The sequence below is a fragment of the Cloacibacterium caeni genome (assembly GCF_907163125.1).
GTDB classification, from domain to species: domain Bacteria; phylum Bacteroidota; class Bacteroidia; order Flavobacteriales; family Weeksellaceae; genus Cloacibacterium; species Cloacibacterium caeni_B.
Map to the genome: position 1 here is coordinate 798,358 of NZ_OU015319.1, position 19,125 is coordinate 817,482.

The 19,125-nt window shown below is 32.9% G+C and carries 18 protein-coding genes; 2 read left to right on the top strand and 16 right to left on the bottom strand.

Features of this window, described 5'->3' with window-relative positions; translation table 11 throughout:
* Positions 1-107: 107 nt before the first annotated feature.
* The 14 genes from trpC to KKQ79_RS03720 form a co-directional block, all read right to left on the bottom strand.
* A complete protein-coding gene (trpC, locus tag KKQ79_RS03655) occupies positions 108-884 on the bottom strand; it encodes an indole-3-glycerol phosphate synthase TrpC (protein WP_213189032.1) in 777 nt (258 codons plus the stop codon).
* A 74-nt stretch (positions 885-958) separates the two neighbouring features.
* The gene (trpD, locus tag KKQ79_RS03660; protein WP_213189033.1) at positions 959-1,948 is read right to left on the bottom strand and encodes an anthranilate phosphoribosyltransferase; all 990 of its coding nucleotides are present in this window, start codon (positions 1,946-1,948) and stop codon (positions 959-961) included.
* Between the two features lie 52 nt (positions 1,949-2,000).
* Positions 2,001-2,594, bottom strand: a complete 594-nt coding sequence (locus KKQ79_RS03665) for an anthranilate synthase component II (protein ID WP_213189034.1) — start codon at positions 2,592-2,594, stop codon at positions 2,001-2,003.
* Positions 2,591-4,024 (bottom strand): anthranilate synthase component I family protein, encoded by a 1,434-nt coding sequence (locus KKQ79_RS03670; RefSeq protein WP_213189035.1) that lies wholly within the window; start codon positions 4,022-4,024, stop codon positions 2,591-2,593. Before KKQ79_RS03670 ends, KKQ79_RS03665 begins: the two co-directional genes overlap by 4 nt.
* A 251-nt stretch (positions 4,025-4,275) precedes the next feature.
* Positions 4,276-4,620: a 50S ribosomal protein L20 gene (gene rplT, locus KKQ79_RS03675; RefSeq protein ID WP_069799160.1), complete on the bottom strand. Its 345-nt coding sequence runs from the start codon at positions 4,618-4,620 to the stop codon at positions 4,276-4,278.
* A 129-nt stretch (positions 4,621-4,749) separates the two neighbouring features.
* Entirely contained in the window at positions 4,750-4,947 is a 198-nt protein-coding gene (gene rpmI, locus KKQ79_RS03680) for a 50S ribosomal protein L35 (protein WP_069799163.1), read from the bottom strand.
* Positions 4,948-5,077: 130 nt separating this feature from the next.
* Positions 5,078-5,608: a translation initiation factor IF-3 gene (gene infC, locus KKQ79_RS03685; RefSeq protein WP_069799165.1), complete on the bottom strand. Its 531-nt coding sequence runs from the start codon at positions 5,606-5,608 to the stop codon at positions 5,078-5,080.
* A gap of 137 nt (positions 5,609-5,745) precedes the next feature.
* Positions 5,746-7,665, bottom strand: a complete 1,920-nt coding sequence (gene thrS, locus KKQ79_RS03690; RefSeq protein ID WP_213189036.1) for a threonine--tRNA ligase — start codon at positions 7,663-7,665, stop codon at positions 5,746-5,748.
* A gap of 101 nt (positions 7,666-7,766) precedes the next feature.
* Positions 7,767-7,964 (bottom strand): hypothetical protein, encoded by a 198-nt coding sequence (locus tag KKQ79_RS03695; protein WP_213189037.1) that lies wholly within the window; start codon positions 7,962-7,964, stop codon positions 7,767-7,769.
* 76 nt (positions 7,965-8,040) lie between these two features.
* Positions 8,041-8,652 carry a DUF4230 domain-containing protein gene (locus tag KKQ79_RS03700; RefSeq protein WP_213189038.1) on the bottom strand — a complete coding sequence of 204 codons (612 nt, stop codon included), beginning with the start codon at positions 8,650-8,652 and terminating at the stop codon, positions 8,041-8,043.
* Positions 8,652-9,167, bottom strand: a complete 516-nt coding sequence (locus KKQ79_RS03705) for a TlpA family protein disulfide reductase (RefSeq protein ID WP_213189039.1) — start codon at positions 9,165-9,167, stop codon at positions 8,652-8,654. Before KKQ79_RS03705 ends, KKQ79_RS03700 begins: the two co-directional genes overlap by 1 nt.
* Positions 9,168-9,186: 19 nt before the next feature.
* Positions 9,187-9,654, bottom strand: coding sequence for a pyrophosphohydrolase domain-containing protein (locus tag KKQ79_RS03710; protein WP_213189040.1), 468 nt, complete (start codon positions 9,652-9,654; stop codon positions 9,187-9,189).
* A gap of 108 nt (positions 9,655-9,762) precedes the next feature.
* Positions 9,763-13,023, bottom strand: coding sequence for a zinc-dependent metalloprotease (locus KKQ79_RS03715; RefSeq protein ID WP_213189041.1), 3,261 nt, complete (start codon positions 13,021-13,023; stop codon positions 9,763-9,765).
* 156 nt (positions 13,024-13,179) lie between these two features.
* The gene (locus KKQ79_RS03720) at positions 13,180-14,319 is read right to left on the bottom strand and encodes an acyl-CoA dehydrogenase family protein (protein WP_213189042.1); all 1,140 of its coding nucleotides are present in this window, start codon (positions 14,317-14,319) and stop codon (positions 13,180-13,182) included.
* A gap of 187 nt (positions 14,320-14,506) precedes the next feature.
* On the opposite strand from KKQ79_RS03720, the gene KKQ79_RS03725 reads away from it, so the two are divergent.
* A complete protein-coding gene (locus tag KKQ79_RS03725; protein WP_213189043.1) occupies positions 14,507-16,393 on the top strand; it encodes an endonuclease in 1,887 nt (628 codons plus the stop codon).
* Positions 16,394-16,405: 12 nt separating this feature from the next.
* On the opposite strand, the gene KKQ79_RS03730 is transcribed toward KKQ79_RS03725, so the two are convergent.
* On the bottom strand, positions 16,406-17,737 hold the full coding sequence (locus KKQ79_RS03730; RefSeq protein ID WP_213189044.1) for a ComEA family DNA-binding protein: 1,332 nt from the start codon (positions 17,735-17,737) through the stop codon (positions 16,406-16,408).
* Positions 17,738-17,792: 55 nt separating this feature from the next.
* Positions 17,793-18,140: a MerR family transcriptional regulator gene (locus KKQ79_RS03735; protein WP_069799204.1), complete on the bottom strand. Its 348-nt coding sequence runs from the start codon at positions 18,138-18,140 to the stop codon at positions 17,793-17,795.
* An 80-nt stretch (positions 18,141-18,220) separates the two neighbouring features.
* Here KKQ79_RS03735 and KKQ79_RS03740 point away from each other — a divergent pair, with 80 nt between their 5' ends.
* Positions 18,221-19,120, top strand: coding sequence for an SMP-30/gluconolactonase/LRE family protein (locus KKQ79_RS03740; RefSeq protein WP_213189045.1), 900 nt, complete (start codon positions 18,221-18,223; stop codon positions 19,118-19,120).
* Positions 19,121-19,125: the final 5 nt, after the last annotated feature.

Consider the following 19,125-nt stretch of genomic DNA (forward strand, 5'->3'; position numbering starts at 1 on the left):
AAGTTTTGGCTAAAGCCAATTTGTTTTTTTTAATTTTTAAAACGGGCTAAAGCCCTTTCCTATTGATGAAAAATTAATAATCATAACAGTAACACATTACCAAATCATCAAATTATCACATCAACAAATTCTTTGAATTTATTTCCCGGATTTTCGTTTTTCATAAAATATTCGCCCATCAAGAAAGCGTCAAATCCTTTTTCTTTTAGAAATTTAAAATCCTCTAAATTGTAAATTCCACTTTCTGCGACAGATAAAGTTCCTTTTGGGAGCAAGTTTTTTAAATTGACAGAATGTTGCAAATCAACCTTAAAATCTTTCAAATTTCGGTTGTTAATTCCAACTAAATCAATGTCAGAATTGAAATGTTTCAGTTCTTCTTTGGTATGGATTTCCAATAAAACTTCTAAATTCAATTCGTGGGCTAAAGCTGTAAATTCTTGAACTTGATTAAGAGAAAGACACGCTGCAATCAATAAAACAACATCTGCACCGATAGATTTTGCTTCGTAAAATTGGTATTCATCTACCATAAAATCTTTCCTTAAAATCGGAATATTTACAGAACTTCTCACATTCAAAATATCTTCAAAACTACCTCCGAAAAAATCTTTATCCGTGAGAATTGAAATTCCACTTGCGCCGAATTCTTCATATTTCGTTACGATTTCTAATGGCGATACTTTGTCATTGATGATTCCTTTGCTTGGCGATTGTCTCTTGAATTCAGCAATAATTCCGTTTCTGGCTTTTACCGATTCTTTCAAAGAAAAAGTTTCTCTCCCGAAAAATTCTGAATTTTTAAGTTCATTAATAGAAATTTTACTTTTTGAGAAAGCAATTTCTTCCTTTTTTCGAGCTACTATTTTATCTAAAATATTCATGTTTTTTTTTCTCTCGCTGATTTCACAGATTAAACAGATTTTTTTATCTACACAATCTGCATAATCCGCGAGACTTATTTTATAATTAATTTATTCAAACATTCTAGCGCTTTTTCGCTTTCTAAACTCTCTTTTGCAGCAGCTAAACTTGCTTCATAATTTTCGTATTTTCCTGTGTTTTGAAGTGCTTTTGCAGCATTGGAGAGAACTACAGCGTTTTGTTCATACGTTCCTTTTCCTTCTAAAATATTTCTGAAAATTTTGGACGCTTCTTCTTTGGTATTTCCACCGAAAATGGTTTCTGCTTCTATATTTTTAAATCCAAGTTCTTCGGCTGAAAAAATTTCTTCACCGTTTTTGTTGAAAATTTTACTATCTCCTGTCAAAGAAATCTCGTCGTAACCGTCTAAAGCGTGAACCAACATAAAATCTTTGTTGTTTTTTTGCAAAATATATTGATACAATCTCGCAATTTCTAAGCTGTAAACGCCAATCATAGAAAATTTTGGTTTTGCAGGATTTACCAATGGTCCTAAAAGATTAAAAAATGTTCTCAATCCCAAACCTTTTCTCAAAGGAGCCACCGTTTTTAATGCTGGGTGAAAAAGCGGAGCGTGAAGAAAACAGATGTTGGCTTTTTCCAAATCTTTCTTTAAATCTTCCTGATTATCTTTGAACTGATAGCCCAATTCTTCTAACACGTTAGAAGAACCAGAAATCGCAGAAACTCCGTAATTGCCGTGTTTCGCCACTTTTTGTCCTGTTCCGGCCACAATAAAACTTGCCAAAGTAGAAATGTTGAAGGTGTTTTTTCCATCGCCGCCAGTTCCTACAATATCTACTAAATCGTGCGTTCCTAAATCTACTTTCACCGCTAAATCTAGCAAAGCTTCACGGAAACCTTGCATTTCTTCTAGCGTAATGCTTCGCATCATAAAAACCGTTATAAACGCCGAAACTTCTGTTTCATTGAATTTATTTTGAGCAATTTCAATCATAATAGCCTTTGCTTCGGCTTTTGTTAAAGTTTGATGATTGAAAAGGTATTGTAAAATTTGTTTCATAATATGTAGTCCGAAGTCAGATGTCTGAAGTCGGAAGCTTTTAGGGTTATACTTATTCTTCTGACTTCTGACTTCCGTCTTCCGACTTTAAGAAATTCTCTAAAATCTTTCTTCCTTTTGGAGTTAAGATACTTTCAGGGTGATATTGAACCGCGTGAACATCGTATTCCTTGTGTTTTAGGCTCATAATCATTCCAGAATCATCTACAGAGGTAATTTCTAATTCCTCTGGGAAATCGTCAGGATTTACCGCCCAAGAATGATAACGTCCCACTTCTAAAAATTCGGGTAAATTTTCTAGAATTTTGTGAGGTTTTACTTGTTTAGCTTCGGTTGCAACACCGTGATAGATTTCTGAAAGATTGATGAGACTTCCGCCAAAAGCTTCGGCAATCGCTTGTTGCCCCAAACAAACTCCAAAAATAGATTTTGTAGGGGCATATTTTTTAATCACTTCAAGCAAAATTCCTGCTTCTTCTGGAATGCCAGGACCTGGAGAAAGGATGATTTTATCATATTGATTGATGTCTTCCAAAGGAATTTCGTCATTTCTGAAGACATCTACTTTTTCGCCCAAAATTTGTTCTACAATTTGAACGAGATTATAGGTGAAACTATCGTAATTATCGAAAACTAAAACTTTCATAATTTTTCTGCTTTTTTAACTGCCATTTTCAAGGCATTTAGTTTGTTATTTACTTCTTGTAACTCATTTTCTGCGGAAGATTTGGCTACAATTCCAGCGCCAGCCTGATAGAAAAGCGTATTATTTTTGCTTAAAAATGTTCTAATCATAATGGCTTGGTTGCAGCTTCCATCAAACCCTACAAAACCAATACAACCGCCATAATAACCGCGGGAAGTTTTTTCGTAAGCGTCAATAAGCTCCAGAGCTTTATATTTTGGAGCGCCACTCAATGTTCCTTGCGGAAAAGTAGTCGCAATCATTTCATAAGGATTGGTTTTTTCGTCTAATTCTGCGGTGACTTCTGAAACCATGTGGATGACGTGAGAAAACAATTGAATTTCTTTCAGTTTAGAAACCGTTACGTTTTTTCCTAATTTGCTTAAATCGTTTCTGGCTAAATCTACCAACATAGTATGTTCTGCGTTTTCTTTCGGGTCTTTTTTCAGGGTTTCTACCGATTGTAAGTCTTTTTTAGTATCACCAGTTCTGCGGAAAGTTCCTGCAATTGGGTGAATTATAGCTTTATGATTTTGAATAATCAACTGACTTTCAGGACTTGAGCCCATTAATTTGTAATCGCCATAATCAAAGAAAAATAGGTAAGGAGAAGGATTGATGTTTCGTAAAGCTCGGTAAACATTGAACTCATCACCTTTGAATTTTTGTTCAAATCTTCTGCTTAAAACCAACTGGAAAACATCTCCACGGAAACAGTGTTTCTTCGCCAATTCTACCAAATATCTATATTCATCATCACTTAAATTAGAGGTTTCTTCGTCTATTTTTTCGAAAGGGTAGAGCGCAACGTCTTTATTTTGAATGATACTTTCAATTTCTGAAAGTTCAGATTTTAGTCCATCAATTTTATTTTCGATGAGGAACATTTCATCATTAAAATGATTAATAGCAATCACATATTGATAAAATCTGTAACGTAAAATTGGGATTTCTACTTCCTTGCTTTGAGGTTTGAATTGGATGGTTTCAAAAAATTGTACGGCATCAAAACTGGTATAACCAAATAAACCTTGAGCCATTTTTTCAACTGGATTTTTTACCTTTTCGCAATCAAAACTTTTGGAAAAATTTTCTAAATATTCAGTGATGTTGAAATTTTCTGGAATTTGATATTTTTCTGGAGCGGTTAATGGTAATTTCACTTCCATTTCCTGTAGATTTTTAATTTCTACTCCTGCAATTGCATTGATAGCGATGTAAGAAAAACTGTTGTTATTTACATTGTGATCGGCACTTTCCAGTAGAATGGTATCTCTGAATTTATCTCTGAGTTTCAGATAAATTCCCATCGCTGTATGAAGGTCTCCCATCAATGATTTAGAAGAGGTTTTTATTTTAGTTGTTGGTTGTTGGTTGTTGGTTGTCAGCATAATTAAAGATTTAAATAAAAAAAAGACTTCAACGGTATAATCGCTGAAGTCTTCTCATGAAATGAATTTTATTTTATTATAGATTCAAAGCATAGCAGTATTATCTTAGACTCAGCGTAGAGTATAAGTGCCACCACCAATTTTTGTTGCTATTCATTTTCATTGGGGCAAATTTATAAAAGTTTTTGAAATAAAAAAATCCTAAACTAAAAAAGTTTAGGATTTATTATTGATAACAAATTTGTTTTACATTATTTTACTTGATCTACAACAGCTTTGAAAGCTTCTGGATGATTCATTGCAAGGTCTGCAAGAACTTTTCTGTTTAGCTCGATGTTGTTCTTTTTAAGAGCTCCCATAAATTGAGAGTAAGACATTCCGTGTTCTCTAGTTCCAGCGTTAATTCTGGTAATCCAAAGTCCTCTGAAGCTTCTTTTTTTCTCTTTTCTACCGCGGTAAGCATATTGCATTGCTTTTTCTACGGCATTTTTAGCAACAGTCCAAACATTTTTTCTTCTACCGAAAAAACCTTTAGCCTGCTTTAAAACTTTTTTTCTGCGCGCTCTAGACGCTACAGCGTTTACTGATCTTGGCATAATTTAAATTTTTTGTTTTTTTGAAAAGGGCGGAACTGCGTTTAAAGTTCTCTTATAGGCTCCGTTTCAGGGTTAACTTTTAATGAATTTTTTAGGAATTCTTATAAACCGAATATTGATTTATAAAAACTACTTAATTGCTAATTGGCGAAGAACGCTTTTCTCATCCACAGTAGCAACGTAAGAAGTTTGCGTAAGATTTCTCTTTTGCTTCGTTTCTTTTTTAGTTAAGATGTGGCTTTTGTAAGCATTTTTTCTTTTGATCTTACCTGTACCAGTAAGAGCAAAACGCTTTTTAGCACCTGATTTCGTTTTTAATTTTGGCATTGTTTTGCTTTTTATGTATTTGTTATCAATGAGTTTGCAAAATTATAAAAATTTATAATACTCTGCAATACTATAATCAAGAGATTTCAGAGGAGAAATCCCTTGATGTAAAATTATTTCTTTTGAAAGATTATTTTGCTGCTTTTTTAGGGCTCATCATCATAATCATTCTCTTACCTTCTAGTTTAGGCATTTGGTCTACTTTTCCTACGTGTTCTAGCTCTTGAGCGAGTCTTAGAAGTAAGATTTCACCTTGGTCTTTGAAGATAATAGAACGTCCTTTGAAGAAAACATACGTTTTCAATTTAGAGCCTTCTTCTAAAAATTTCTCGGCATGTTTTTTCTTGAACTCGAAATCATGATCGTCTGTTTGAGGTCCGAATCTGATTTCTTTAACTACAACTTTTACTTGCTTAGCCTTGAGTTCCTTTTGTTTTTTCTTTTGTTCGTAAAGAAATTTTTTGTATTCAAGAACTCTACAGATATAAGGTTCTGCTTTATCTGAAATAACGACTAAATCAAGATCTTGTTCCTGAGCAATTGCAATAGCTCTTGCTAAAGGATACACTCCTGGTTCTACATTATCTCCTACTAAACGAACTTCCTTTGCACGGATTTTTTCGTTAATTTGATGTAAGTCTTCTTGTACAGGGCGACGCATTGGTCCTCTTCCTCTGTGGTTAAATTTCTGTGCTATAGTTGTATAATTTTAAAGTTAATTCTTTTTAAAAATTTTAAATTATAGATTTTGAATTTTAAATTAAAACAAAATTTTTCTATAATTAAATCTAAAATTTCTTAGATTTTTGCTGCTTCTTTGAAATAGGTTACGAAATCTTCTAATTTCATAGCTCCTAAATCACCTTCTCCACGTCTTCTTACAGAAATGGTGCCGTTCTGTTCTTCATTTTCTCCTACCACTAACATAAACGGAATTTTCTTCAATTCTGCATCACGAATTTTCTTACCTGTTTTTTCGTTTCTGTCGTCAATTAATCCGCTAATATCGTGATTTTCTAATAATTGTGAAACTTTTTTAGCATAATCTACATATTTTTCAGAAATAGGCAGAATGATAAATTGGTCTGGACTTAGCCAAAGTGGGAAATCTCCTGCAGTGTTTTCTAATAGAATTGCAATAAAACGTTCCATAGAACCAAATGGTGCTCTGTGAATCATTACTGGTCTGTGTTTTTCATTGTCATTACCAGTGTACCAAAGGTCAAATCTCTCTGGTAAATTGTAATCTACCTGAATGGTTCCTAACTGCCAACTTCTGCCTAATGCATCTTTTACCATAAAGTCTAATTTAGGACCGTAGAATGCAGCTTCGCCATATTCTACGATGGTTTTAAGACCTTTATTTTGTGCAGCAGTGATGATTGCATTTTCTGCTTTTTCCCAATTTTCTTCTGAACCGATATATTTTGATCTGTTTTCTTTGTCTCTAATTGAAACTTGAGTCACGAAATCTTCAAATCCTAAGCTTTTGAAAACGTAAAGAACCAAGTCAATTACATCTTCAAACTCTTTTAATAATTGGTCTGGTGTACAGAATAAGTGTGCGTCATCTTGAGTGAAACCTCTTACTCTGGTTAAACCGTGTAATTCACCAGATTGCTCATATCTGTAAACTGTTCCGAATTCTGCATATCTCTTAGGTAAATCTTTATAAGACCATTGAGAAGTTTTATAAATCTCGCAGTGATGCGGACAGTTCATTGGTTTTAAGAAAAATTCTTCTCCTTCGTTTGGAGTTTTAATCGATTGGAAAGAATCTGCTCCATATTTCTCATAGTGACCAGAAGTTTTGTACAATTCAATATTCCCAATATGAGGAGTCATTACAAATTCATAACCACCTTTTTTCTGAGCTTCTGAAAGGAAATTTTCTAATTTTTTTCTTAGTGCAGTTCCTTTTGGCAACCAAAGTGGTAAACCAGCACCTACTTTTTCAGAAAAAGCGAAAATCCCTAGTTCTTTTCCTAGTTTTCTGTGGTCTCTTCTTTTTGCTTCTTCTAATCTTTCTAGATATTCTGTCAATTCTTTTTGTTTAGGGAAAGAAATTCCATAAACTCTAGTCAATTGCTTGTTTTTTTCGTCTCCTCTCCAATATGCTCCTGCTGCATTAAGAATTTTTACTGCTTTTACGATTCCTGTACTTGGAATATGACCACCTCTACAAAGGTCTGTAAAGTTATCATGCGTACAGAAAGTGATTTCGCCGTCTTGTAAATTTTCTATTAATTCAGTTTTGTATGGATTGTCTGCATATTCTTTCAGTGCACCTGCTTTAGAAACCGAATAAAGATTGAAAGTCGCATCTTTTTTGGCGTTTTCGAGCATTTTTTTCTCTATTTTTTCAAAATCTTTTTCAGAAAGAGATTCATCACCGAAATCTACATCGTAATAAAACCCGTTTTCAATTGCAGGACCGATGGTTAATTTAGCATTTGGATAAAAATCTAAAATAGATTGAGCCAAAATGTGTGCTGAAGAATGCCAAAAAGCTTTCTTTCCTAAATCATCATTCCAGGTGAGCAATGTAAGCGTAGCATCTTCTGTAATTGGCGTCGTGACTTCTACTTGTTTGCCGTTTACAACAGCAGAAATAGTGTTTCTAGCCAAACCTTCAGAGATAGATTTTGCAACTTCTAGAGGTGTAACTACACCTTCAAACTCACGAATGCTTCCGTCTGGAAGAGTAATTTTAATCATTTTGGAATCCTAATTTTAATAATGTGCAAAAATAAGGATTTTTTTTGATGTTTCTTAAATTCAGAGCTAATATTAGAACTTAAAATAGAAAACCGAAGAAATTACGCTTCGGTTTTATTTTGTTCTGTATTGTCTGTTCTGCCATCTTGGTGAAGTTTAGAAGTTTTTTTGACTTGTTTTTCTTCAATTTTAGAAGCGCCTTCTAATCTTGGAGTTTGAGGCAGATTAGGGAAATCTTGATTTTGTTTAGCGTTTTGCGCGTTATTTTCTGCGGTATTTTTTCTTTTATCTTTTTCCATGATTTTTGAATTTTTAAGTTATTCAAAATTCTGGAAAATTCTAAGGAAATATGTTATACAATATTGTGAAAAGTTTCTAGAATTTAGATAAATCAAAACTTTGCGTTTCGTCTATGATTTCATAATTCAATGCTTTCGCTAAAACGAAAATTTCATTCAGATTTGTCATTAATTGTTTTCTGCCTTCTGTTCTCAACTTATTTTGGTCAACGGTTTTTTCGGCATTTTTTCTAGCATTATTGGAAATTCTTTTGAAATCTTCTTCGGAAAAACGGTCGAAAAATGAATCGTCAAGCGAAGTGATTTCCGCATCTGTAAAAATCTTGATGTCAGCATTTGGGATTTCTTTGATAATCAGTTTTTTATCAGCAGAATCTACCTCGATTTTCATTTTTTTTAAATCATAAGTTACTTGTGCTTTTGCTTTGGTAAAAATCACGATTTCTTTTTCACTAGAAGGTAAACCTTTGATTCCGAAAAGTTGATTGGTGATTTTGGTTTTTTGCAAGTTTGAAAAATCTTGTTCTATCACCACCATTTTATTCATTTTAGAAATTTGGTTGGTGAGCACATAGTAATCTGTAGAAACTTGGTCGTCATTTTTGCCAATATTTCTAAAAAAATAAACGAGCAATAAAGTAAGGATTACACCTAAGGTAAAACCAATGATTTGTTTAATGTAATTCATTATTTTTTGATAATGTTCAATAAATCTTTTTCAATAAAACCAGTTTCTGGTTCTTCGGTTATTCTACCAATTTCCTTGCCATATTTTTCTACGATTATTGTAGGAACGTGCGTAATGTTATATTTTACTTCTTCACCATCTGGAGCTTGTTTCTGTCTGTTTACCCCAATGATTTGGAGTTTGCTTTCAGGGAATTTGGTTTCTTCTAGAATTTTCATCAGTCTAGGGAAATTTCTTTTGCTGTCTCCGCACCAAGTTCCTAGAAATACGATGATATTATATGAATTGATTTTTTCTTTCTTTAAGCCTTCTAGAGCGGTTTTGTCGATAGGATAGATGGTGTAATTTTCATCATACCAAGCTTTGTAAGGCTCTTTTTGAAATTGGTCTAAAGATTGGCTTCCTAGAAGCATTTTTCCGTATTCTGGAGTGTCAATTTCTCTATTGATGATTACTTTTTGAGCGCAAGAATTAAGTGCCATACCTAAAATGATTAATGTGATTATTTTTTTCATTTTTTTCAAAATTATGTGTTTATTTTTCTAATATACTTTTTAGATTTGCACTAGAATAGTACTTATTTTTTAAAACTTTATTGTCTGAAACTCTGTATACATTATATTTATCTCCAGATTTTTCGTAATAAGCTTCTTCTCCTTTAGAAGTGTAAAATTCTACAGTTTCTTGGGCTTTTTCTTCTGTTTCACAAGCTTTTGACATGTTAGAACGCTGTACTTCATTAAACAAATCTACAAATTTTTCGCCTAAACCAAATTCAAGAACTGCGCCAGAAAGTACATATTGTAAATCACAAAGTGCATCTGCAATTTCTACGATGTCTTGGTCTTCAATGGCTTGTTTCAGTTCGTTTAATTCTTCCTGAAGTAAAGCTATTCTTAGGTTGCATCTTTCTGCAGAAGGAATCTGTGGATTTTCTAAAATAGGTGCGTTGAAAGTTCTGTGAAATTCTGCAACTTGGTTTAAACTGTCAATTTTTTCCATTTAATTAATTTGAAGTTGAATTTTGAACAAAAATATAATTTAAAATCGACAAATAAATAAAGGCAACTAAATTTTAGTTGCCTTCATGATTAAATTTAATGAATGATTTTATTCTTTGATGAAAATCTTAGAAACTTGCTCTATTTTTAGGATATAATTACCTTTTGGAAGACCATTTACATGAATGGTATCATTCGTGAGTTTTCCTTTTTGAACTAATTTTCCAGAGAAATCTAGGATTTCGTAGTTAGAATTGTTTTTTAGGTTTTTCACCATCATTACATCTCCTTTTACAGGATTTGGAAGAATCACTACATCTGTAGGATTTAATGTAGTGTCTTTCACGCCTAGTGCACTTGCAGGATTTGCAATTCCAAGATTATCACAATTAGGAACTGTAGTTGTAATAGCAAGAACGTCCCATTCTGATGGAGTATATACTGGATTTGGAATAATTACATTTCTTCTTAAATCCGTGTCTTTAGCAAAATTAGAAGAACTATTAAATGTTCCTACAACATCAATCAATGTACTATTTTTGAATAAACCTACTGGGTCATTACCGTTAAAATCTATTGGGGCACTACCTACACTTTGCGCAGTAAAGCTACAAGGTAATGAGGTGGAAGTGTTTTTAAGTACAAGAGTAGATTTTGGGTTAATTGTGCCTGTGAGTTTAAGTTCGTTATTCCATGCGCCGGAACCATCTGCTTGTTTCTTTATAGAGTATGAACTTAAAGAAATTGCAGAAAGAGTAGGATTGGTAATTTCTAGTACTTTATTATTGCTAGTACCTTCGTAATATTCTGAAATGTAAAGTTCTGTAGCGGCAGGAGCAGCTAAAGTGGTTACAGAAACTGCATTGCTTAATGGAGAAACATTTCCTGCATCATCTTTTGCTTTTACTGTAAAAATATAAGTAGTAGATGCGCTAAGTCCAGTTACTGTGTAAGGAGAGTTATTTACGTTAGCGATTAACGCTCCATCTTTGTAAATTTCATAAGCAGTTACGCCAATATTATCTGTAGCTCCTGTAAATGTTAAAGTTGTAGAAACATTTGTAGTTCCAGAAGCTGACAGTGAAGGAGCTGTAGGAGCCTCTGTGTCTGGAGCTAATGTCGTAACTGTAACAGCGTTGCTGCTTACAGAAATATTATTAGAAGCATCTTTTGCTTTTACCGTGAAAACATAACTTGTAGAAGCAGATAATCCTGTTACTGTGTAAGGAGAAGTGGTAGAATTTGCAACCAAAGTTCCATCTTTGTAAATATCATAACTTGCCACTGCTACGTTATCAGTAGCTCCTGTCCAAGATAATGTAGTCTTGGTAGAAGTTGTATTATTTGCTGATAAGGTAGGAGCTGTAGGATTTTCTGTATCTGGTGCGGTTATGGAAAAATTAGCAGTATTTACATTAAAGAAAATATTTCCAGATGCTTTTACCATAAATCTACAAGTATTACTTGTAACACTAGGAATGGTAACACTTTGTGATCCATCATTAGGAGTTCCAGTAATTAGAGTAGACCAAGTGTTTCCTGAGTCTGTAGAAAGTAATATGTCTACATTTGCAGCAAGCGTATTGGTATTGGCTACATTCCAAGTTACATTTTGACTTGAACCTTGAGGATAAGAAATCCCTGCAGCGTTCTGAGAAGTAATAATTAAAGGTCCTGCAGTTGAACTTACAGTGACCATCATATCATCATAAGCATTTCCTGCACCATTAGCTTTATTATCTCTCGCTGTAAATCTAAATTTTAAAGTTCTGCTTACAGATGGTAAAACTTCTACGTTAAGTTCTAAACCAGCAGTTGTAGTTGCGCCATTTAGAACGGAACTCATTTTAGGGAAATATCTAACAGGAGATGTTGTAGGACTGTAAGATCTAAAAGCAGGACCAGTAGTTTTAGTTGCCGAAGGGTCAGAAACTGTAGAATTTTGAACATCCATCTGTTCCCATGTGTATGTTAGTGCATCTCCGTTTGAGTCAGAAGCACTACCAGTTAGCATAAAAGGAGTACTTTTTGGAATGGTAAAATCAGCTCCAGCATTTGCAGTAGGAGCGTTATTTCCAGTAGGGGTATTTACAGAGCAGCTTCCACTTGTACTTTTTACATATTCTGTAATTTGTTGAATAGATACTGCGTGAAAATAAGGATCTGAATGCGCTTGTACATCTTCTGTAGTGATACCTGCGTATCCCATAATTGTAGAGCCACTTCCAGGTTCTACTTGAGCAATCGTGTATTCTTCAGAATCTGTAAAAGTGTGGTTTCCACCAAATTGGTGTCCTATTTCGTGTGCTACATAATCTATATCGAAACTGTCACCAGAAGGTACGTCATCTGCTGGTGAAGTATATCCTTGACCTTTATACCAATACCATTGTTCAGTAGCATCATAAGTAGTGCTGTTATTACAAACGCAACCGATACATCCTGCATTTCCACCACCACCACTTGCTCCGAATAAGTGACCAATATCAAATTTACTGTCACCAATTCCGTAAGTAGTTCCATGTAATACATTCATTAGTTCTGTGTTCCAAGCGCCATCTGCTCCAGCAGTTGCATTAGAGTAAGGGTCTGTAGATGCAGAAGTAAATATAATATTTTCCTGTTCGGGAATAAGAACTAATCTTATCGCAAAATCATTCTCGAAAACACCATTTACTCTAGTCATGGTGTTATTCATGGCTGCAAGAGCAAGAGCTTTAGTTCCACCAAAATATTGAGTGTATTCTCCAGTACAAGATAATGCTAAGCGATAAGTTCTCAATAAGCCATCATCTGCACTTAAGATTTTTCCCATTTTTAGACCGTCGGTAGAACTTTTTGCTGAAGTAGCGCATTCAAATTTGTTTTTTGAACTTCCTTTGTCTGATTTTTTATATACTACATAAGTAGAATTGTTATTGTCATAAGGTTCTACAAAAACTGCTTCTTTGCCAAGTCTTAACTGCATAGACGAAAGTCCAAGAGGAGAAAGGCTGAAATAAATTTTTGCAGATTTTCCATCAATGCTTTCACCATAATAGGTTGCTATTTCTGGATGTGCAGCTTCTAGTTCTGGTGAGAAGTTAGAAGTCTTATAAATGCTGAAATTTTGAAATTCACTTTCAGAAACGGGAAACGAAACTGTAACCGCAGATTTTGAAAGTTTGGTTGTTTTTCTAGGGGATTCCGAAATAATTTGTTTCAGTTTATCTACATCTAGATTAAACAGAGTGGGCGTGCTAATTGCTCTTTTGTTTACTTTAATTTCTTTGTTGTTTAGATTCTTTGCGGGTGTCCACAAGTTGTCTTTTTGTCCAAAAATTAAAGTAAAACAAAGAATAGCAAAAAGAGAAAGTAGTGTCTTCTTCATAGTTAATTTTTTAAAAAGGACAACAAAGCTAGTAAATATCAATCAATAGCAAGTAATTAAATTAATAAATTTTTAAAAAGTTAATATTTGTGTTAAATTTAATTCACAAAAAAGCCATACTTAAAAAGTATGGCTTGATACATTGAATTTATGTTTTTATCTTGTAATTTCTCTACCAATTACTAATCTTTGGATTTCAGAAGTCCCTTCTCCTATGGTGCAAAGTTTAGAATCTCTATAGTATTTTTCCGCTGGGAAGTCTTTAGTATAGCCATAACCACCGAAAATCTGAAGAGCGTTGTTCGCAATTCTAACGCAAGCTTCTGATGCGTAAAGTTTTGCCATAGCGCCTTCTTTGGTCATTTTTTGCTTATTGTTTTTAAGTTCTGATGCTCTTTGGATGAGTAATTCTGCTGCGTCAATTTCTGTTGCCATATCAGCTAACATAAAATTTACCGCTTGAAAATTAGAAATAGATTTCCCGAATTGATGCCTTTCTTGAGCATATTTCAGAGCAGCTTTATATGCACCTCTTGCAATTCCTAAACTCAGAGCAGCAATAGAAATTCTACCTCCATCAAGGATTTTCATAGCTTGTTTAAAACCATCACCTACTTCTCCTAATCTGTTAGAATCTGGAATTCTAACATTGTCAAAAATCAATTCTGCAGTTTCAGAAGCTCGCATTCCGAGTTTATTTTCTTTTTTGCCAGAAGTAAATCCAGGCATTCCTTTTTCTAAAACAAAAGCAGTAGAATTATTAGGTGCTCCTTTTTCGCCAGTTCTGGTCATTACTACAGCAATATCTCCAGAAATAGCATGGGTAATGAAGTTTTTAGCACCATTAATCACCCATTCGTCACCATCTTTTACAGCAGTGGTAGACATTCCTCCTGCATCAGAACCTGTATTATGTTCGGTTAAACCCCAAGCTCCAATGACTTGACCACTCGCTAATTTTGGTAACCATTTTTTTCTTTGTTCTTCATTTCCAAATTCATAGATATGATTAGTACAAAGTGAATTATGAGCAGCTACAGAAAGACCAATAGAAGGGTCTACTTGTGAAATTTCATCTAAAATAGTTACGTATTCATGATAGCCCAATCCAGAACCTCCATATTCTTCTGGAATGATGATTCCCATAAATCCCATTTCGCCCAGTTTATGGAATAAATCTACAGGGAAAGTTTGACTTTCGTCCCATTCCATAATGTGAGGTCTAATGTTTACTTCTGCAAAATCTCTTGCAGTTTCGGCTATCATTTTGAGATTATTTAATATTTCTGTGTTCATAAATTTTTGTTTGCTCAAATATAATTTAAAAACTTTATGCACAAAAGAGTTTTTTTTGAAGGAATTTTAAAAATAGAAAATTTTTATCATGTTGTTTTTTAACATGTTGATTGTCAGGTTTTATAAAGGTAAACTTAGTTTTTTTATGTTAAATAAAGTAGTATATTTGTGTCCCCATAAAATTAAGATGAAGAAGTTTTTACTATTTTTATTTATCGTGCCAATAAGTTATTGTGCACAGATTCCTGTTGGTTATTATAACGGAACTGAAGGATTAACTGGCTATGCACTAAAAAGTAAAGTGCATGAAATTATTTCACAAAAAATATTTTCTTATAGTTACAATCAAATAGGACCACTGTATGCTTACACAGATTTAGATAAATATTATGAAAATGATAACACCATTTTAGATATTTATTCTGAAAAACCTACCGCTGCAGAAAGTTTTAATTATGATTTGTCACAAAATATAGGTTCTGCTACAGCCGAAGGTCAGGGCTGGAATAAAGAACATGGAATGCCTCAAAGCACTTATTACGGAATGTATCCTATGTATTCTGATATGCATTATTTAATTCCTGCAGATGCGTATATCAACCAAAGAAGAAGTAATTATCCATATGCTAGAAATAAAGGAGAAAATATTACTTTTTCTAATGGAAGTAAATATGGTAAATCTACAACTCCAGGCTACACCAATACTGTTTTTGAACCTATTGATGAATTCAAAGGAGATGTGGCGAGATATTTATTATATTTTGCAGTAAGATACGAAGGTAATCTGAACCTTTATAATCATCAACTTTCTACTATGCCTCTTGATGGAAGCGAAGAAAAAGCTTTTGAAGATTGGTATATTACTATGCTTAAGGATTGGAATGAACTAGACCCTGTTTCTCAGAAAGAAAGAGATAGAAATAATGCAGTATATGCTATTCAAAAAATAAGAAATCCTTTCATAGACCATCCAGAATGGGTTAATATGATTTGGAGTGAAACACCAGATGCAGTTGCTCCTCAAGCTCCTTCTAATTTGTCGATTTCGCAACTGGGCAAGAATTTTGTTACCCTTTCGTGGACGTCAAGTTCAGATACAGATGTATTAGGATATAAAGTTTATGTAAATGGAACTTATGTAAAATATTCTAAAACCAATTCGGTTACCATTGATAGATTATCTCCTTCTACAGCATATAATGTGACTGTAAAAGCCTATGATAAAGGATATTTACTTTCTCCAGATAGCAATCAAATTTCTGCAACTACTTTGTCATCAGATAATTTTGCTAAAGATTTAATGATTACCAAATACATTGAGGGAACTACAAGTAGTACTTCTGATGTTTACAATACTGCTATTGAAATTACTAATCTTACTGGTCACGATGTGAATTTAGGTAACTATTATTTAAATATAGAATTTAAAGGTACTACATCTTATTATTTATCAGACCCATATCAATTAGAAGGGAAAATTGCTCACGGTGAAAGTATTGTGATTATTAATCCTAAATCTAATTTTGATGCAGTAGATGTTAATCAATATAAATTTGTGACCAATTCTACACCATTAACCTTTACGGGAAGTCAATATGTAGAACTTTCTTACGGTACTAAAACCATAAAAACTGCTTCTACCAATAATTATGAAATGTTATTTGAAACGGTAGATGCTGTAGGTTCAAGAGGAATTTCTAATACGAATGCCGATAAATCACTTTACAGAAAATCTAATATAAGCAATCCTAATTATGCTTTTAATACCTCTGAATGGACAGAATACGGAATGAATTATGCAACAGGTTTAGGAAGTTTCTTAGCTGCAAATGAACCTGAAAAAGTAGATTTAGCATTTGAAATTTATCCAAATCCAGTTACTGAAAAGCTTTATGTAACGGGTAAAAATCTTTCTAAAGTTTCAAAAGCTGCTATCTATGATGTTTCGGGAAAATTAATTCAAGAAATTAATAATCCTTTCAATAATTTTAATAGCATTGATGTTTCAAATTATAAAACAGGTATTTATATTTTAAAAATTGATGAAAATTCTTATAAATTTTTGAAAAAGTAATTTTGTGATTGCCTATTTCAGGTATAATCGCATTTTAGCTTCATCTTCGGGTTTTGCTTTCATTTTTTCAAAAATGGTAGATTCTTTCGGGAAACTAATTCTGTAATAGATGATTTTATTGGCATAATATCTGAAATAAGGATGGTTTTTCAACCAATCTTCGGGAGCATCTAATAAACTAAACTTTAGAACATTCATATTATTTAGCGGAGAGATATTAATAAGTTTCTCCGCTAAATTTTTGTCAATATTATATGTTTCTAAAATCTGACTGCTTTTCACAAAACCACCCAGTTTATTTCTAAAACCAATGAAACTTGCAGCAGATTTTTCGTCGAAACCAAATTCTATAAGTTGCTGAAACGTTATTTTATTCAAATCTGTTTTGCTAAAATCAGTAGCTATTTTAGCCTTTTCAGGAAGGTTTTGTGCTGTATTTTCTGAAGTTTTTTGAGTGAAATTCAATTTAATATAAGGTTTCAATTCATTAAATTTCTCTTCTGAAATCACAAAGCATTTTTTAATATCTTCTAATGATTTGAAGCTGCCTTTCAGATTGCGTTCTCTATAATTTACAATTACAATAGCTTGTTTTTCGCTAAAACCCAATTTTTGCCAACCATTTGTATCTAAAGTGTTTGGGTCAAATTCGAAATATTGAATTTTCGGTTTTTCGGAAGCTATATTTTGGTATTTTCTTTCAAAATTTTCGGGTGTTTTTTCTGGAAGAAGCAAGAAAGGAGAGAGTTTTTGGTAATTTTCTGGACTGATGATGAAACATTCTTTAAATTTTTCTTTACTCACAAAACTTCCGCCTAAATATTGCTTGTATTTAATGATCGCAGCAGCTTGTTTCTCCGAAAAACCTAATTTTTCCCAATCTTTTTGAGAATATTGGTCTGGATTGAATTTACCTTTCATTTGGAGCTCTTTATGCTCAAATTTTGTAAAATTTTTCTGCGAATTTTTAGAATTATTTTCGGGTAAAAGAATGTAGGGTTCTAGTTCTGCAAACTTTTCTTCGGAGATAGAATAGCATTTTTTCAGTTGTTCTTTAGAAGTGAAATTTCCGCCAACAATTTCTTTATATTTTAAAATGGTTTTCACTTGTTTGGCAGTAAAACCTAAGTTTTCCCATTGTTTTTCATTGAGCTGATTTGGGTCAAATTCAGTCAGAAATAGTTGAGGTTCATTGCTATTTGTAAAATGAATTTCAGGGAATTTTGTTTCTTGTTTTCCTTTGTAAACAAGATAACTTAACTGAAATATGACAATGAAAATTCCGAGTAAAGAAAGAGCATAGAATTGCTTTTTCCTTATTTCAAAAGGTAATTTGGGTTTCATGGTGTTTGTTTTACCCAAATATAAGAATTTTCAGAAAAAAAACTAAATGAAATTTTTAAACGGCTTCGTCTCTATCTAATAAAGAATTTTTGAGTTTCAAAAGTTCAGATTTCACAAATTCTAAACGGTCTAAAACTTCTACCGTTTCATTGATTTTTTGATTGGTAGTAAGTGCAATTCTGGCGCCGTCTAAAGTATAACCCTTTTCTTTTACGAGATGATAAATGATTTTAAGATTTTTGATGTCTTCTGGAGTAAAATAACGGTTTCCTTTTTTGTTTTTCTTAGGTTTTATAATAGGAAATTCTTGCTCCCAATATCTGATTAAGGAAGCATTTACACCGAAAGCTTTTGAAACTTCTCCTATAGAATAGTATAATTTGTCTGGTAAATTGAGTTTCATAGTCTATAAAATCGAATTTCAAAGATAGAAATTTTTTTGTTTTAAAGCGCTATCGTAACTTGCCAAGAAATTTAAATCTCATGTTTAAAAAAATCACTGCATTTTTCTTCGCTTTCTTTCTGATTGTGAATTGTTCTTCAAAAAAATCCATAATATCAAACGATTTGGTTCAAAAAAATGCAGAAATAGAGCTTGTTTCCAGCCAATTTAGCTTCACAGAAGGTCCTGCTTCTGATGCGTTTGGAAATGTTTATTTTACAGATCAACCGAATGACAAAATTTACGTTTGGAACTGGAAAACCAATCAAATTGAAGAATTTCTAGATAAAACAGGAAGAGCTAACGGAACTTTTTTTGACCAAAAAGGAAATTTACTGACGTGTTCTGATGAAAACGGAGAAATTTGGAAAATCAACGAAGATGGAGTAGCAGAAGTGTTAACCACCAGTTTTGAAGGCAAAAGATTAAACGGTCCTAATGATTTATGGGTGGATGAAAACAACGGAATTTACTTTACAGACCCTTTATATGTGAGAGATTATTGGAAAAATTTCAAACAAGAAATTCAAGAAAAAAACTTGTATTACAGAAATTCTGATGGTAAAATTGCCAAATTAGATACTTTCACTCAACCCAATGGAATTGTAGGAAGTCAGAAATTGAAAAAATTGTACGTTTCTGATATTGATGCCAATAAAACTTATGTGTATGACATTCAAGGAGATGGGAAATTGGCAAATAAAAAATTATTTTGCAATTTAGGTTCAGATGGAATGACTTTAGATAATCTCGGAAACCTTTATTTAACTGGAAAAGGAGTGACGGTTTTTAATAAAAATGGAGAACAAATTCATCATATTTCTGTGCCAGAAAATTGGACGGCAAATGTAACTTTCGGTGGCGAAAATTTCTCTACTCTGTTTATAACTGCTTCTAAATCAGTTTACACGCTAAAAATGAATGTTTCAGGAATTAAATAAAAATC

Bases quoted from the DNA above. Each gene is read 5' to 3' on its own strand.
- trpC (WP_213189032.1), bottom strand. From the start codon at position 884: ATGAATATTTTAGATAAAATAGTAGCTCGAAAAAAGGAAGAAATTGCT.
- trpD (WP_213189033.1), bottom strand. From the start codon at position 1,948: ATGAAACAAATTTTACAATACCTTTTCAATCATCAAACTTTAACAAAA.
- KKQ79_RS03665 (WP_213189034.1), bottom strand. From the start codon at position 2,594: ATGAAAGTTTTAGTTTTCGATAATTACGATAGTTTCACCTATAATCTC.
- KKQ79_RS03670 (WP_213189035.1), bottom strand. From the start codon at position 4,024: ATGCTGACAACCAACAACCAACAACCAACAACTAAAATAAAAACCTCT.
- rplT (WP_069799160.1), bottom strand. From the start codon at position 4,620: ATGCCAAGATCAGTAAACGCTGTAGCGTCTAGAGCGCGCAGAAAAAAA.
- rpmI (WP_069799163.1), bottom strand. From the start codon at position 4,947: ATGCCAAAATTAAAAACGAAATCAGGTGCTAAAAAGCGTTTTGCTCTT.
- infC (WP_069799165.1), bottom strand. From the start codon at position 5,608: ATGCGTCGCCCTGTACAAGAAGACTTACATCAAATTAACGAAAAAATC.
- thrS (WP_213189036.1), bottom strand. From the start codon at position 7,665: ATGATTAAAATTACTCTTCCAGACGGAAGCATTCGTGAGTTTGAAGGT.
- KKQ79_RS03695 (WP_213189037.1), bottom strand. From the start codon at position 7,964: ATGGAAAAAGATAAAAGAAAAAATACCGCAGAAAATAACGCGCAAAAC.
- KKQ79_RS03700 (WP_213189038.1), bottom strand. From the start codon at position 8,652: ATGAATTACATTAAACAAATCATTGGTTTTACCTTAGGTGTAATCCTT.
- KKQ79_RS03705 (WP_213189039.1), bottom strand. From the start codon at position 9,167: ATGAAAAAAATAATCACATTAATCATTTTAGGTATGGCACTTAATTCT.
- KKQ79_RS03710 (WP_213189040.1), bottom strand. From the start codon at position 9,654: ATGGAAAAAATTGACAGTTTAAACCAAGTTGCAGAATTTCACAGAACT.
- KKQ79_RS03715 (WP_213189041.1), bottom strand. From the start codon at position 13,023: ATGAAGAAGACACTACTTTCTCTTTTTGCTATTCTTTGTTTTACTTTA.
- KKQ79_RS03720 (WP_213189042.1), bottom strand. From the start codon at position 14,319: ATGAACACAGAAATATTAAATAATCTCAAAATGATAGCCGAAACTGCA.
- KKQ79_RS03725 (WP_213189043.1), top strand. From the start codon at position 14,507: ATGAAGAAGTTTTTACTATTTTTATTTATCGTGCCAATAAGTTATTGT.
- KKQ79_RS03730 (WP_213189044.1), bottom strand. From the start codon at position 17,737: ATGAAACCCAAATTACCTTTTGAAATAAGGAAAAAGCAATTCTATGCT.
- KKQ79_RS03735 (WP_069799204.1), bottom strand. From the start codon at position 18,140: ATGAAACTCAATTTACCAGACAAATTATACTATTCTATAGGAGAAGTT.
- KKQ79_RS03740 (WP_213189045.1), top strand. From the start codon at position 18,221: ATGTTTAAAAAAATCACTGCATTTTTCTTCGCTTTCTTTCTGATTGTG.